We start from the raw sequence: 14,682 nt of genomic DNA on the forward strand, positions 1-14,682 counted from the left end.
CCAGCGGGTGGGCGGGACCCGCCAGTCCCGCCCACCCGCTGGTCTTCAGGTCAGTGGATGCCCGGGAAATCAACGATCACGCCGATGATTTGCGGGTTCACCGAGGTGCTGCTTCCCTTGAAGGTATTGGCCTGTGCGGTGCTCTTGGTGTACTCGGACTGGTGACCGCCCGTGCCACCGAAGGTGAAGGGTCCGATGCGCACACCCGCGCTGGCCTCGAAGGCCTGCTTGTTCTGCTGATAGGTGTTGGCGCTCATCGTGATCTCGAACGAAGGCTTGTAGACGACCAGCAGCTCGGACACCCTTGCCGCGACGATGCCGTTCGGGCCGAACAGGGAGCTCGATCCCGGGCCACCGTTTGCCACCCACGGAGCGACGATGGTGTAGCCCTGGCCGTTCGGCCCCTGCTGTGCCTTGGCCAGTTCGCTCATGAAGCCGCCTGGGTACCAGTCGCCCGGATTCACCTTCACGCGCGTGGAGGACTCGCAGCTGATCTTCACGGCCGAGCTCGAGTCCTGGTTGAACAGGTCGGACTTGCTCCAGCCGCCCGATGCGTTGACGCTCCAGAAGAAGTTGCCAACGCTGGTCGAGCCCTTGGCAAACGAGGACTTGAAGTCGCTGCTCGACTGCGAAGATTTCATCGCGATCGAGAACGCGCCTGCGCTGCCGTTGCTGAGCGATGCGCGCCAGTCCGCGCCGTTCGTGTCGATGTGGAAGTCCGGCTGCCAGCGCAGGATGCCCGCGCCATCCGGCACCTTGGTCCAGCCTGCCGGTGCGTTGTTCGTGGCGGGGTCGCCCGACGGCGTCTGCATCATGTCGATGGCGCGCTGCAGATCGCTGGGCATGCTGGCCCGCTCCAGCTCCATCTTCATCTTGACCGCCTGGTTGTAGGCGTTGGTGGCCGCCTGGATGGTCGTAATGTAGGCAGCAGCCTCCGGCGCGTTGTTGATCCACGTGCTGATGTCAGGGTAGCGGGCCGCGAATATCAAGCCGCCGTTCTGCTTTGCACTCAGGTAGACCTGGTTCATGTCGCTGTTGGCCTTGACGATCGCATTGCTTTTCTGGACGCACAGGTTGGCCAGCGCTGTCTGATCGGCCTGCTGCTCGGGGCTGACCTTGAATGTCACGTGACCGAAGATCTGGCGAACGGCGTCGAAGAGCGTTGCATCGAGGCTGCCGTACTGACCGATCGCAGACCACTGCGGCATGCCGCTGACGACCTGATAGGCCGCCGCGTCCCATTGCCCGGTCGGAGCCGTGCCCCAGCTGAAGTCCTTGGGGGTGCCAAGCAACTGGAAATTCGGGGTGCCGAGATTATCGACAAGGGCGTTGTACAACTGGCTGAACATGGCTTGATCTGACATGGCGTGCAATTCCTGAAATTGAATGAATAGGGAGCGACATGAGGTTTGAAGTCATGAACGCTTTTCTTTGCCAATGAGAATGATTGCCCGGTATTGGGCCTAAGGCATGGGGCGCCCGGGAGAAATCTCAGGTGGTGAACGCGAAGAGTGGTTCATGGCGGGATACTCCTTTGAGTTGCGTGCAGGAATCCGACACGTGGGCGCCGGGAAGATGCCTCGACGGACGCTGACCGTAGAGGCGAAGAGGTGAAGGGATATGAGCCTTTGCAGCCTTTCAAGGCTCGCGCGGATATTTCATATCAACCGCGCAAACCTGGAATGCACTGGCGCCTGCTGAAGCCGTCATAAGTATTCGTTGGACTCATCATGCCCAATTGCATCAGGAGGATGGAATACTTCCAATGTCGTATTCGGTGAGTACGGGCAGGCGATGCACGCTGGCCTGGATATCAGATGCTGCCGCCATTGCGAGTTGCCGTTGGCGCGAATGTCTGCAACTGGGCGGTGCTTGTCAGGCCCAGTTTGCGCAGAATGTTTTCGCGATGCTTGCGCACGGTCAAGTCGCTGAGGTAAAGCGAACGTGCGATCTCCTTGCTGGTCTGGCCCGCCAGCACGTGCACCATCACCTCCTGCTCGCGGGGCGACAGAGGGAGCGGTGAGCGGGCAGCGCTCAACCAGCCGTGCCGCCTGGCGTGCGTGACGAGTTCTACGGCATTGCGCAGGCCCAGCCGCGTACACATATTGCTGCGGTGCTTGCGTACCGTGTGTTCGCTGATGCCCAGCGTGTGCGCAATGTCCTTGCAGTCGAGGCCTTTGGCCATCGCTTCGAGTACATCGATTTCGCGCGCGGTGAGCGCAGACGCGATGACTTCATCTGCTGTTGGATGCGCAGCATCGAGATGGCATTCGCTATTTGCTAAAACTATTTCCGATCTATCCATGGTATGTCTCCCATTTTTTATGTGCCGATGCCATAGGGCTATTCCACGCCGAAGCCTCGGCGAGACTGCTTTGCACAGTGCCGTTTGAAAGATTGAATAACTCGCTAAACCGCCTGTTTACCGCCTGAGTAAACTGACGTCATGCCATTCGTGTGAAAATTGTGCGGTAAAGGATCAGCCGGAAAAAGCCTGAACATTGGACGATTGAAAATCGCGCGCATTCAGCCTGTGGCAGCCTTTTGTATCCAAGGCGGGAGATTAGTAAACCATTATCAAGATGGTGTGGTGCGTTGAGGGAGTATCAAAGTCGTTTGAGAATCTGTTATCGCCATTTCACCGTTGGAATGGACATCTTAGTGGAAATCTCTGGTGAAATCATTACATCTGGCTACAAAAATTCGACACCAAGGTTTTTGCAGCAGATTGTGGGAAAGCCAATGGTCTTCTGTGGATCGCGCTTGCGTGATCAGGATTTTCTGGCATTGCCCAGCCGAGTCCAGGATGCGGGCTGTTGCGCAGGTCTTGAGACATGCGGGCAAGCAATTCCTGCCATGGCTTATCGAGAAGCGGCTGGGTGCCTGCGACGTGCTTCAAGGGAAGCACCTCTTTTGCCAAAAGCGTTCCCGGGTCATGGCGAAGGGCGTGAGCACCACGACCGTCGCCAGTTCCAACGACCTGGATAGACGCCAGTTCAGGGGGCAGGGCGGGCGCCCTCGTCAGGCCCGCCCTCCAGCACGCGCAGCAGCAGGGACAGCCGCTGGTCCAGCGCGGCCAGTTCGGCAACGGGCATGGGCGCCAGCATGGCGCGCTCGTTGTCCAGGTGCGCTTCCACGGCGCGGTCTATCAGCTCCAGCCCCTGGTCGGTGAGCTGCACCAGCATGCTGCGCGCGTCCTGCGGGTTGGGCAGGCGCTGCACCAGGCCGCGCGTCTCCAGGCTTTTCATGCGATGGGTCATGGTGCCCGAGGTGACCATGAGCGTGGAAAACAGGGCCGTGGGCGTGAGGCAGAAGGGCGCGCCCGAGCGGCGCAGCGTGGCCAGCACGTCGAATTCCCACATGGTCATGCCGAAGCGGGCAAAGCACTCTTCCAGCCGCTGCTCCAGCAGGGCGGCGCAGCGCTTGATGCGGCCTATGGGGCCCATGGGGCTGGCGTCCAGGTCGGGGCGTTCGCGCGCCCATTGTTCGAGGATGGTGTCTACCCGGTCGGGCAGGCGGGGGAGGATAGGTTTCGGCATTTGTCTTGATTTTAAGATAAGTCGTGCATAATGGATTTGTCTTGAATTGAAGATAAATGCCATGTCCTCCTCGCCATCCTCTTCTTCCGCACCCTCGGCCAGCCCCGCCATGTCCTGGCGCGACATCCTGCTGACCGCGCTGGCGCCCGCCATCTGGGGCTCCACCTACATCGTCACTTCCGAATTGCTGCCGCCAGACCGTCCGTTCACGGCTGCGCTGATCCGTGTGCTGCCGGCCGGGCTGCTGCTGGTGCTCTTCACGCGGCGGCTGCCCGTGGGCTCGGGCTGGTGGCGGCTGCTGGTGCTGGGCGCGCTGAACATCGGCGTGTTCCAGGCGCTGCTGTTCGTGGCGGCCTACCGGCTGCCGGGCGGGCTGGCGGCCGTGCTCGGCGCCGTGCAGCCGCTGCTGGTGATGGCGCTGGCATGGGGCGTGGACGGGCGGGTCCCCGCGCGGCTGACGTTGTGGGCCGCCGTGGCGGGCATTGCGGGCATGGCGGTGTTGCTGCTGTCGCCGCAGACGGTGTTCGAACCCGTGGGCATGGCGGCGGCATTGGCGGGTGCGGTGTGCATGGCGGCCGGCACCTGGCTTACGCGGCGCTGGCGCGTGGACTTGCCGGTGCTGGCGCTGACGGGCTGGCAACTGCTGTTTGGCGGGCTGATGCTGCTGCCGCTGGCCTGGTGGGTGGATGCGCCGCTGCCCGCGCTGTCGCCCACCCAGATGGGCGCCTATGCCTACCTGTGTCTTGCCGGCGCGCTGCTGGCCTATGTGCTGTGGTTTCGCGGCATCGGGCGCCTGCCGTCGGTGGCCGTGTCGTCATTGGGCCTGTTGAGCCCACTCACCGCCGTGGTCCTGGGCTGGGCGCTGCTGTCGCAGTCCATGACGGGCATGTCCTTCCTGGGCCTGCTGGTGGTGCTGGCCAGCGTACTGGCGGTGCAGTGGTCTGCTTCGCGCGGTGCCTGAGCGTGGGAACGGTTGGCAAGGGGCTGCGGATTATTTATCATACGGTGTATGTTTAATTGGATGGAGAGATCGCCATGGCACCCGCAAAAGCCCTCAGCAATGCATTCGGCAAGGTCTTCATCGCCACTTCGGTCGATGGCTTCATCGCCCGGCCCGATGGTTCGCTGGACTGGCTGCCGGCCGGGGGCGATGGCGGCGAGGACTACGGCTACGCGGCCTTCATGAAGACGGTGGACGGCATCGTCATGGGCCGCTCCACCTATGAAAGCGTGCTCGGCTTCGAGTCCTGGCCGTTCGACAAGCCCGTGGTGGTGATGAGCCGCACGCTGGGCGCGGGCGATGTGTCTGCCCACCTGCGCGGCAAGTTGCGCATCACGTCCGCCCAGCCTGCCCAACTGGTGGCCGAGCTGCGGGCCGAGGGCTGGGGCAGTGCCTATATCGACGGCGGCGCCGTGATCCGCGCCTTCCTGGCGGCGGGTGAGGTGGGCGAGATGACCATCACCCGCGTACCCGTGCTGATTGGCGCGGGGCGGCCGCTGTTTGGCGATATCGGCTGCGATCTGCGGTTGACGTGCCTGGCCTCCCAGGCCTATCCCAGCGGCATGGTGAGGACGCGCTACCGGGTGGAGGCGGGCGGCCGGGTCATGGTGCGCAACGGTGGCGGCGATGAGTGAGCCGGCTGTACCGGCTGTAGGGGCTGTACCGACTGCACAGGCTGCACGGCGCGGGCGCCCCTCGGCCGGGCGCTCGCTCAGCCGTGATCAGGTGCTGGATGCCGGGCTGGCCTTGCTGGAGGCCGTGGGCGCGCAGGGCTTTGGCCTGCGGCCGCTGGCGCGGCAGCTGGGCATTACGCCCATGTCGGTGATCCACCATGTGGGTGACCAGCAGGAATTGATGCGCAGCCTGGTGGAGCGCGTGCATGGCCAGCCGCTGGCCGAACCTTCGCCCGGGCTTGCACCCGTGCAGCGCGTGCAGGCGCTGCTGGTGGGCTACATGGACCGCGTGCGCCGCCATCCGGCGCTGACGGTGTGCATTCTGGGCGACCCGGCCCTGTTCACCGATTCGCTGGCCGCCTTCACGCAGCGGCTGCGCGGCGAGGTGCAGCAGTGCGAGCCCGGCGAAAACGAGGGCGATGCCGCCGTGCTGCTGGACCTGCTGATCGACTACACGCATGGCCATGCGCTGGCGCTGGCCCTGTCGGGCGAGGGCGCGCAGGCCTTGCATGGCCGGTTTGAGCAGGGGCTGGCGCGGCTGCTGCGCTAGGCGCCGGCCTCCACGCGCAGTCCGGCCTGCTGCCAGCCGGTGAAGCCTGCCTCGAAGCGCCGCGCCTCCCGGCCGCTGGCGCGCAGCGCCGTGACGGCATTGGCCGATAGCACGCAGTACTGGCCACCGCAATAGGCCACGATGTCCTTGTCGGGCGGCAGCGCGCCCAGCTCGCCTTCCAGCGCTTCCAGGGGAATGTTGACGGCTCCGGGCAGGTGGCCCTGGGCGAATTCCGCTGGCGGACGCACGTCCAGCACGATGGTGTCGTCCATCTGCATGCGCTGCAGCAGCTCGTCCAGCGCAACGGCTTGCAGGCGGTCACGCTGGCGCAGGCTGTCGGAGACCACGGCGCGGATCTCGGCGTGGCGGAATTGCAGATAGTCGTGCAGCGCATCGACGATGCCGGTGATGGGCCCGTCGCCCAGCCGGTACAGCACATGCTTGCCCTCGCGCCGTGTGAGCACCATGCCCGCGCGCTTGAGGTGCTGCAGGTGCTGGGAGGTGTTGGCCACGGACAGCCCGCACAGCTCGGCCAGGCGCTCCACGGGCTGCTCGCCTTCGGCCGCATGGCTCAGCAAGGCGAGGCGGTGGGCATGGCCCAGGGTGCGCGCCAGGTCGGCCAGGTCGGGGAAGGCCTCGATCGGTACAGGGCTGCTTGACGGATTCATGGGGGATAGCCTAGCATCGCGCAAACATTCAATCAATTAATTGAATGTATTGTTCATTGTGCATGCGGTGGCATCCAAGGAGGCCGCTGCGAACCTGCAAGAGAGTGAAAAGACATGCTGGATGTGCCGGAATTCCTGCTGCGCGCCGTGCTGACGGGCGCAGGCGCGACCTTGGTGATGGATGTGTGGGCGCTGCTGCTGCAGCGTCTGTGGGGCGTGCCTTCGCTGGACTACGCCATGGTGGGCCGCTGGCTGGGCCATCTGCCGCGCGGCCGGCTGGTGCATGCCGGCATCGGCCGGTCCGCGCCGGTGGCGGGTGAGAAGGCCCTGGGCTGGGTGGCGCACTATGCGATCGGCGTGGCCTTTGCGGCGGCCCTGCTGGCCTTGGCGGGTGAGGGCTGGGCCCGGGCGCCCACGCTGTGGCCGGCCCTGGCCTGGGGCGTGTTCACCGTGGCCGCACCCTTCCTGGCGCTGCAGCCGTGCATGGGGGCGGGGCTGTTTGCCCGCAAGACACCCAAGCCCGCCGTGGCGCGGCTGCGCAGCCTGATGGCGCACACGGTGTTCGGTCTGGGCCTGTTCATCGCGGCCTGGGCCGTCTCGCAACTGCGGGGCTGAGCGGATGCGCTGACCCGGTTCAGGCAAACAGCCTGTGCGCCATGAATTCGAGAAAGGCCCTGACCTTGGGCGAGAGGTCGCGGCCCGGGGGCCAGACCATCCAGACCGTGCCCTGGGCATTGGCGGTGAACGGGTCGAGCACGGTCTGCAGCAGGCCCTGCTCCAGCTGGCGGGCCACGGTGAAGTCCGGCAGGCAGGCAATGCCCTGGCCGCGCAGCGCCAGGAAGATGCGCATCTCCACGCTGTTGCAGACCACGCTGGAGGGCAGCGCGGGCGGGGCGGTGTCGTCGTCGTTTCCCAAGGGCCAGCGCTCCAGCCGGCCGGTGGCCGGATAGCGGTAGTGCAGGCATTGGTGGCGGGCCAGGTCGGCAGGTTGCACCGGCCTGCCATGGCGCTGGAAATAGGCGGGCGAGCCCACCAGCACGCGCCGGAAGCCGCCCAGCCGCCGGTGCTTGAGGCCCGAGTCCTGCAGCGGCGCGGCGCGTATGGCCACGTCAAAGCCGTCGCCGATCACATCGACCAGATGGTCCGAGAAGTTCAGGTCCAGTTCGACCTCGGGGTATTCCAGCAGGAAGTCCGAGAGCGCCTGCTCGAACAAACCGCAGTGGCGTGGCAGGCTGACCTTGAGCCGGCCCTGGGGCCGCTCGCCCGCATGGCGCAGTTCCTGCTGGGCGGCCTCGACCTCGCAGAGGATGCGCCGGCAGCGCTCCAGAAAGCGTTCGCCCTCGGCCGTCAGTGCCAGCGTGCGCGTGCTGCGGTTGAACAGGCGCACGCCCAGGCGCTCCTCCAGCCGCGCCACGGCCTTGCCCACGGCCGAGGGCGACAGCCCCAGCTCGCGCGCCACGGCAGAGAAGCCCAGCCGCTCGGCCACGCGCACAAAGAGGCCGATGCTGCCCAGGCTGTCTATTTCCATGTGCTGTGTGAAGAGATGTGCGAAGAAGATGATTTGAGACTCATGTGTCTCAAGTGTTCGGAAATGAAGATGGATTGTCTCAGATGAAGACGGGCCTACGCTGGCGGTCGTTTCTTGAAATGGCGCACAAACCATGTCTTCCCTCTCTCGCGGCAGCCCCCTCAAATGGCTGCAACTGCTGGCCGTCTGCCTGACGGGGCTGCTGATTCCCCTGAGCTTCACGGGCCCGGCCGTGGCCCTGCCTTCCATCCATGCCGAGCTGGGCGGCACGCCCTCCCAGCTGGGCTGGATCATGAATGCCTACATCCTGAGCTACGGCAGCGCCATGATGGTGGCCGGCAGCCTGACCGACATCCATGGCCGGCGCCGCCTGTGGCTGCTGGGGCTGGTCTGGTTCGGCCTGCTGAGCTTTGGCGTGGGCCTGGCAACCGATCTGCGCTGGGCCGATGGGCTGCGCCTGCTGCAGGGGCTGGGCGGGGCGGTGGCCTTTGCGGCGGCCATGTCCTCGCTGGCGCCGCTGTTCGAGGGCGCGGCGCGCATGCGGGCCTTCAGCCTGCTGGGCACGACCTTTGGCCTGGGCCTGGCCTTCGGCCCCTGGGTGTCTGGCCTGATGGTGGACAGCCTGGGCTGGCGCTGGGTGTTCCATGGGACGGGGCTGGTGGCGCTGCTGGGCCTGCCCATGGTGATGGCCAGCGCGCGGCGCGATGAAGCCGTGTCTGCCGACCGGCCCGACTGGCTGGGCGCAGCCCTTTTCACCCTGGCCCTGGGCGGTTTCATCTACGGCGTGCTGATGGTGCCCGAGCGCGGCTGGCTCCATGCCGAGGTGCTGGGGCCGCTGGCGCTGTCCGCCGTGCTGTTCGTGGTCTTCGTGGCGGTGCAGCGGCGCGTGGCCCGTCCGTTGCTGGATCTGTCGCTGTTCTCGCAGCCGCGCTTTCTGGGCGTGCAGCTGCTGGCGGCGTCACCGGCGTTTCTGTTCATCTCTCTGGTGGTCATGCTGCCCGGGCGCTTCATTGGCGTGGAGGGGCTCAGCCCGCTGGCGGCGGGCCGCATGATGGGCTGGCTGGCGGCGCCCTTGCTGGTGGTGCCGCTGCTGGCGGCCCTGCTGGTGGGCCTGTTGTCGCGCTGGATCAGCCCGGGCCGGCTGTCGGCGGCCGGTCTGCTGCTGGCCGCGGCGGGCCTGTGGTGGCTGGCGGCTGCCTTCGGGCAGGGCGCCGGTCCGGCGTTGGCGCTGCCCTTGCTGCTGATAGGCACCGGCATTGGCCTGCCCTGGGGCCTGATGGACGGGCTGGCCGTGAGCACCGTGGCGCCAGACCGCGTGGGCATGGCCACGGGCATCTTCAACACCGTGCGCATCTCGGCGGACGGCGTGGCCCTGGCCGTGGCGGGCGCCGTGCTGGCGGTGCTGGTGGAGGGGCAGCTTGGCGGGCTGTCGCCCGATGCAGGCCTGCGGCGCGAGATGGCCGGGCAACTGGCCCAGGCCGATCTGGCGCGCGCCGCCCAGGCGCTGCCGGGGCAGGACGGCTTGCTTGCGCAGGTGTACGGCGCGGCCTTCCACGATCTGTTGCTGCTGCTGGCGGGGCTGGCGGTGGTCACGGCGCTGGCCGTGCTGTGGCTGCTGGAGCGCAAGGGCCAGGCCGTGTCTTCCCCGGAGCAACTGGCCCCGCAGGCCGGGCGCAGGCTCAGCTAGCAGGCTGCAACTGCACGCCCAGGCGCGAGAACAGGATCTGCCGGCCATCGCCCTGCAGGCGCTGTATCACCATGCCGCCATCGCGGTGCAGGTAGATGCGCAGGGCGCTGCCGTTGCCGGGATCGTGGTCCAGGTAGCAGGGATCTTTGTCCAGGTCCTTCCAGCCGTGAAAGTCTTCCAGCCGGCGTGTACTGATGCGGCGCAGCTCGGTCTCGGGGGCCGCGAAATAGCTGTGGGTCTGAAGCCACAGCGTGCGCAGCTGCTCGAAGGACTGTTCGCGCGAGGAACAGGCGGGCGCAGCCTCCAGCAGGGACAGCAGCATGTCCAGAAGCTGATCGAATGAATACTGCATGCCGCGCCCCTTTCAGCGATCGACGGTGCGCACCGCGCATCCTCGATCAGCGTAACCGGATATGGCGCGAATGTGAACAAAGCATGACCGTGGTGGTTTGTCGCTATTGCCAGTCCGTACCGACAGTGATTGGCGCGGGTGTTGTATGTGGGGCACCGGCCTGGATGGCCGGACAATGGCCGGGCACATCCTGCGTGATGCCGACCTTTTTTGTTCCCGCCACCTGTTTCCCCACTTCTGCTGCCCATGGAACGCTTCACCATCTCCATCGACGACGACCTGGCCCGTGATTTCGACGCATGGATCGCCGCGCGCGGCTACGACAACCGCTCCGAGGCCATCCGCGACGTGCTGCGCGCCCACCTGGCCCAGGTGCGCGAGCGCCAGGACGCCGACGGCCTGTGCGTGGCCAACCTGTCCTATGTCTACAACCACCACGAGCGCGACCTGTCCGAGCGCCTGGCCAGCCTGCAGCATGACCACCACGAACTGCACATGGCCACCACCCACGTGCACCTGGACCATGAGCAGTGCATAGAGACGGTGATGCTGCGCGGCCCGGCCAGCGCTGTGCGGCGATTTGCCGACACCATCACGGCCGAGCGCGGCGTGCACCATGGCCAGCTCAACGTGGTGATGGCGCGCCGGGGGGAGTCTGGCGGGCATGAGCACGCGCAACCCGATCCCCATTCCCATCCGCATCCACATCCCCATTCACACGCCCACGGCGACTGATTGAAGCCAGGGCGGGCGCCTTGCCCCGCCTCTGTCACGCAGGTCGGTATGAAGTTTGCTTTTTTCTTCATACAACTCCTGGACCCGCATGACACATCCTCTGAAATTTCCTTCTCGGCCCTGCGCCTTGCACCAGATTGCGGCGGCCGGCCTGCTGGGCCTGGCCGCCATTCCCCAGGCTGGTGCACAGCAGGCGACGGATGCCTCGCCCAGCCTGCAGCCCGTCGAGGTCAAGGGCCAGACCGCGCGCGGCGCCTCGGCCGCCTACACCACCAGCGTGATCGAGGCCGAGGACATCGCCAACGCCCATGCCAGCCATCCGCAGGAGCTGCTGCGCCAGGTGCCGGGCATGAATGTGCAGAACTACCAGCTGTCCGGTGTGGGCGATGCCATCGTCATGCGCGGCTTCGGCGGTGGCGGCCATGGCGGCGATGTGGGCGTGGTGCTGGACGGCATTCCACTGAACGAGGCCATGTCGCATGCCGACGGCTATGTGGACCTGGGCGTGATCGTGCCGCTGGAGATGGAGCGCATCAGCATCTACAAGGGTCCCGTGTCCGCGCTGTACGGCAACTTCAACCGCGCAGGGCTGATGGCGATAGAGACGCGCAAGCAGGGCGACTACACCCCCTACCGCGAGGCCGACGTGAGCCTGGCCTCGCACGGCACGCTGGACGCTCAGGCGGCGCTGGGGCTGAAGCCGGGGGAGGGCGAATTCCTGAACCTGGCGGCCCAGCACTACCGCACCGATGGATTTCGCGCGCAGTCGCAGTTCCAGCGCAGCACGGCATCCCTGCGCTGGAGCAAGCGGCTCTCGTCGCAGCTGGAGGTGGCGCTGTCGGCACGGCTGCACCACGGCGAGGGCGACTCGCCGTCGTACCTGACGGCGGGGCAGTTCGCACGCGATCCGCATGGCATCGATCCGCGCGCCATGAACGATGGCACGCGCAAGAACTTCGCCACGCTGCGCGCCGATGTGCAGTACGCGCTTTCGCCCCGGCTGACCTGGCTGGGCCATGCCTACACCACGCAGCAGAGCTTCACGCGCTGGTTCAGCCGGCCCATTGATGCGCTGCAGTGGCGCCAGCGCGAGGAAAGCTATGACCGCGCCGCCTACGGCGCCGGCACCAGCCTCAATGGCCGCCATGTCACGGCGCTGACCCCGCTCAACTGGGTGGCCGGGCTGGAGGCCGTGCGCGAGTCCACCGACTACCAGTTCTACGACGGCCTGCAATGGCGCGAGCGCACGGGCGCAGCCATTGACGACCGCAATTCCAGGCTCAACACACTCTCGGCCTTTGCCGAGGTGGATGCGCCCATCCACCGCCTGCTGCAGCTGTCCGCCGGCCTGCGCTGGGACCGCTTCACCGGCGGCTGCCGTCCCAATGGCCCCGAGACGGGCAGCGACCCCTGCGGCCCGCTGGCGCGCACGGCGCATGCCAGCCCCAAGCTGGGCCTGCGCTCGCAGGTGGCGCCGGGTGTGCTGCTGCGCGCCAGCTGGTCCGAAGGATTTGCGCTGGCCAGCGATTTCGCCAAGTACGCGCTCGGCGCCGCGCGGCTCGACCCCAACATCTTCCGCCAGACTGAAGTGGGCGCGCAGATCAAGCCCATGCCGGGCCTGGTGCTGGATGTGGCCGCCTATCGCCTGCAGTCCTCGGGCGAGATCCGCAACGTGGCGCCCGGCGTGTACGAGAACTTCGGCGCCACGCGCCGCACGGGCGTGGAGGCCAGCGCGCTGTGGGCGGTGCGCAAGAACCTGGACCTGCAAGTGGCCTGGGGCAGCGCCCATTCGCGCGTGACCGAGAACGGCAACCCGGCCCTGGTCGGCAACCAGGTGGCCGGCGTGCCCCGGCAGACCGCCACCGTGGGCCTGGCCTGGCGCCCGCTGGCGCAGTGGGAGGGCACGCTGACCTGGCGCCGTGTGGGCCGCTATGCCGTCACGGCCGACAACAGCGTGTTCTACGGCGGCTACGCCACCTGGGACCTGGGCCTGAGCTGGCGCCTTCCTTCGGCGCGCAGCCGCATCTATGCCGTGGTCTCCAACCTGGGGGACAAGGCCTATGCCACGTCGGCCTCGGTCATCCGCGGCGTGCCGCTGTTCGCGCCCGGCGCGCCGCGCACGCTCAAGGTCGGCGTGCAGACACAGTTTTGAGGAGGAAAAAAATGAAATCCAACCCCTGTTTCGCATCCGTTGCAACCGCCGCATTCGTGGTCCTGCTGGCCTGCGCACCGCTGGCCCAGGCCCATAACGTCTGGCTGGAGCCCGATGCCGACGGCGCCTACACCGTGCAATTCGGCGGCCATGAGGGCCAGCTGGAGGACTTTGCGGCCGGCAAGCTCAAGAGCGTTGAAGCCTATGACGCGCGCGGCCGCCGCATCGACGTGGCCGTGCAGCCCGTGCCCGGCGGTGCCCGCGCCACGCCGGCCCGCAAGGCCGCGCTGCTGGCCGCGCATTTCGACAACGGATTTTTCAGCCGCGTGGGCGAGGGGCCGATGCTTGAAAAGCCCATGACCGAGAACCCCGGTGCCACCAGCGGCGTGCATGCGCTCAAGTTCCACAAGACCATCCTCGAATGGGGCCCGGTCACCCGCGAGAGGCTGGGCCAGACCCTGGAGATCATCGCCAGGACCCGCCGCTCGCCCCACGCGGGCGAGCCCCAGCAATTCCAGGTGCTGCTGAACGGCCAGCCCCGGGCCGGCGTGCGCGTGTCGCTGGGAGAAAGCGGCCCCCCACTGGCAACCGATGCCGACGGCCTGGTGACCGTCACACCGCGTGCCGGCATGAACCAGCTGCTGGCCATCGTGCGCCTGCCCGTGGCAGGCGATGCGCGCACCACCAGCCTCAGCTACGAGTACCTGCTGGGGTTCTCGGCGCATTGAAAGGGGCTGGCGGCCCGGCCCGGCGTGGCCCGGCCTGGCGTGGCCCGGCGCTGTGGGGTCAGTCCAGCGCCAGGCGCCGGTCTGCAGCCAGCTTCTTCCACTTGGCGTTGTCCTGGGACATGAAGCGCTGGATCTCGGGCAGGGACATGGGCGTGGCCACGGCCCCGGCGGCCTGCAGCGTGGGGCGCAGCTCGGGCGACTGTATGGCCTGGTTGATCCACTGATTGAGCTGGGCCAGCCGCTCGGGGGCCGTGCCGGAGGGCACGGCCACGGCATACCACTGGGTGGCCTCGTAGCCGGGCACGCCAGCCTCGCGCATGGTCGGTACATCAGGCAGGCTGTCTATGCGCGTGGCGCTGGTCACGGCATAGGCCTTCAGCCGGCCCGACTGGATGTGCGGCAGCACGGGCGTCACGCCCAGCATGGCCAGGGGGATCTGCCCGCCCACCACATCGGTCACGGCCTGCCCGCCACCCTTGTACGGCACATGCACCATGCTGGTGGTCGCCAGGGCGTTGAGCAGTTCGCCCGCCAGATGCTGGGAGGTGCCCGTGCCCGAACTGGCGTAGCTCCATTGGCCCGGTTTGGCTTTCATGGCGGCTACCAGTTCGCCCAGGCTGCCGGCTGCACCCGGGGCCGGGCCCACCAGCACCATGGCGCCCCGGGCCATCACGGCCACGGCGGTCAGCTCGCGGCCCACCTCGGGCTGGCGTGGGCCGGACAGCTGCGGCCCGGGCACGGAGACCAGGGTCAGGCCATCGGCAGGTGCCTTGGCCGCCGCCTGCAGGCTGATCGCGCCCGAGGCGCCCGGCCGGTTCTCCACCACCACGCTGACACCGGCCCTGGCCTCCAGTTGCCGGGCCACATGGCGGGTCAGCACGTCCAGGCTGCCGCCGGGCGCAAAGCCCACGATCCAGGTGATGGGCTTGCCCTGCGGCGCGTGCGCCGGGGAATCGGCCGCGCGGGCCGTGGGCAGTGCAAGGGCCAACAGGGCTGCGGCGGCCAGGGGGAGCAGTGCATGGCGGCGGGTGGTCGGCAGGCAGCCGCTGGCCTGCGGGGCGGGTAGGGG

General features: G+C 67.2%; 16 protein-coding genes. 8 read left to right on the forward strand and 8 right to left on the reverse strand.

From position 1 onward, the window contains the following. Positions 1 to 50: 50 nt before the first annotated feature. The 4 genes from BW39_RS28320 to BW39_RS28330 form a co-directional block, all read right to left on the reverse strand. Positions 51 to 1,349: a hypothetical protein gene (locus BW39_RS28320; RefSeq protein ID WP_235264303.1), complete on the reverse strand. Its 1,299-nt coding sequence runs from the start codon at positions 1,347 to 1,349 to the stop codon at positions 51 to 53. 464 nt (positions 1,350 to 1,813) lie between these two features. After that, a complete protein-coding gene (locus BW39_RS28325; RefSeq protein WP_043825571.1) occupies positions 1,814 to 2,305 on the reverse strand; it encodes a response regulator transcription factor in 492 nt (163 codons plus the stop codon). Between the two features lie 378 nt (positions 2,306 to 2,683). After that, a complete protein-coding gene (locus BW39_RS31440) occupies positions 2,684 to 2,899 on the reverse strand; it encodes a hypothetical protein (RefSeq protein WP_152547337.1) in 216 nt (71 codons plus the stop codon). Between the two features lie 97 nt (positions 2,900 to 2,996). Beyond that, a complete protein-coding gene (locus tag BW39_RS28330; protein ID WP_043825573.1) occupies positions 2,997 to 3,539 on the reverse strand; it encodes a MarR family winged helix-turn-helix transcriptional regulator in 543 nt (180 codons plus the stop codon). Positions 3,540 to 3,648: 109 nt separating this feature from the next. Between BW39_RS28330 and BW39_RS28335 the strand changes: the two genes are divergently transcribed. From BW39_RS28335 to BW39_RS28345, 3 genes are all read left to right on the forward strand, one after another. Next, complete coding sequence (locus tag BW39_RS28335; RefSeq protein WP_043825574.1) at positions 3,649 to 4,500, forward strand: EamA family transporter; 852 nt, start codon at positions 3,649 to 3,651, stop codon at positions 4,498 to 4,500. Positions 4,501 to 4,574: 74 nt separating this feature from the next. Further along, positions 4,575 to 5,174: a dihydrofolate reductase family protein gene (locus BW39_RS28340; RefSeq protein WP_043825576.1), complete on the forward strand. Its 600-nt coding sequence runs from the start codon at positions 4,575 to 4,577 to the stop codon at positions 5,172 to 5,174. Then, complete coding sequence (locus tag BW39_RS28345; RefSeq protein ID WP_043825577.1) at positions 5,167 to 5,763, forward strand: TetR/AcrR family transcriptional regulator; 597 nt, start codon at positions 5,167 to 5,169, stop codon at positions 5,761 to 5,763. Before BW39_RS28340 ends, BW39_RS28345 begins: the two co-directional genes overlap by 8 nt. On the opposite strand, the gene BW39_RS28350 is transcribed toward BW39_RS28345, so the two are convergent. Next, complete coding sequence (locus BW39_RS28350; RefSeq protein WP_043825583.1) at positions 5,760 to 6,431, reverse strand: ArsR/SmtB family transcription factor; 672 nt, start codon at positions 6,429 to 6,431, stop codon at positions 5,760 to 5,762. The genes BW39_RS28345 and BW39_RS28350 overlap by 4 nt on opposite strands. A 114-nt stretch (positions 6,432 to 6,545) precedes the next feature. Between BW39_RS28350 and BW39_RS28355 the strand changes: the two genes are divergently transcribed. Beyond that, complete coding sequence (locus BW39_RS28355; protein WP_013802911.1) at positions 6,546 to 7,046, forward strand: DUF2938 domain-containing protein; 501 nt, start codon at positions 6,546 to 6,548, stop codon at positions 7,044 to 7,046. A 19-nt stretch (positions 7,047 to 7,065) separates the two neighbouring features. On the opposite strand, the gene BW39_RS28360 is transcribed toward BW39_RS28355, so the two are convergent. Further along, positions 7,066 to 7,953 carry a LysR family transcriptional regulator gene (locus BW39_RS28360; protein ID WP_043825601.1) on the reverse strand — a complete coding sequence of 296 codons (888 nt, stop codon included), beginning with the start codon at positions 7,951 to 7,953 and terminating at the stop codon, positions 7,066 to 7,068. Positions 7,954 to 8,092: 139 nt separating this feature from the next. On the opposite strand from BW39_RS28360, the gene BW39_RS28365 reads away from it, so the two are divergent. Further along, positions 8,093 to 9,646: an MFS transporter gene (locus BW39_RS28365; RefSeq protein WP_043825585.1), complete on the forward strand. Its 1,554-nt coding sequence runs from the start codon at positions 8,093 to 8,095 to the stop codon at positions 9,644 to 9,646. On the opposite strand, the gene BW39_RS28370 is transcribed toward BW39_RS28365, so the two are convergent. After that, on the reverse strand, positions 9,639 to 9,998 hold the full coding sequence (locus BW39_RS28370) for a hypothetical protein (protein ID WP_043825588.1): 360 nt from the start codon (positions 9,996 to 9,998) through the stop codon (positions 9,639 to 9,641). The genes BW39_RS28365 and BW39_RS28370 overlap by 8 nt on opposite strands. Positions 9,999 to 10,244: 246 nt before the next feature. On the opposite strand from BW39_RS28370, the gene nikR reads away from it, so the two are divergent. The 3 genes from nikR (at position 10,245) to BW39_RS28385 (ending at position 13,613) form a co-directional block, all read left to right on the forward strand. Further along, positions 10,245 to 10,733, forward strand: a complete 489-nt coding sequence (gene nikR / locus BW39_RS28375) for a nickel-responsive transcriptional regulator NikR (RefSeq protein WP_043825591.1) — start codon at positions 10,245 to 10,247, stop codon at positions 10,731 to 10,733. Positions 10,734 to 10,860: 127 nt separating this feature from the next. Continuing rightward, on the forward strand, positions 10,861 to 12,885 hold the full coding sequence (locus BW39_RS28380) for a TonB-dependent receptor (protein ID WP_235264304.1): 2,025 nt from the start codon (positions 10,861 to 10,863) through the stop codon (positions 12,883 to 12,885). A gap of 11 nt (positions 12,886 to 12,896) precedes the next feature. Next, entirely contained in the window at positions 12,897 to 13,613 is a 717-nt protein-coding gene (locus BW39_RS28385) for a DUF4198 domain-containing protein (RefSeq protein WP_043825595.1), read from the forward strand. A 58-nt stretch (positions 13,614 to 13,671) separates the two neighbouring features. Here BW39_RS28385 and BW39_RS28390 read toward each other — a convergent pair. After that, on the reverse strand, positions 13,672 to 14,682 hold a 1,011-nt coding region (locus tag BW39_RS28390), incomplete at its 5' end, for a tripartite tricarboxylate transporter substrate binding protein (protein WP_235264305.1).

The sequence above is a fragment of the Delftia sp. RIT313 genome, from assembly GCF_000632165.1.
GTDB classification, from domain to species: Bacteria; Pseudomonadota; Gammaproteobacteria; order Burkholderiales; family Burkholderiaceae_C; genus Comamonas; species Comamonas acidovorans.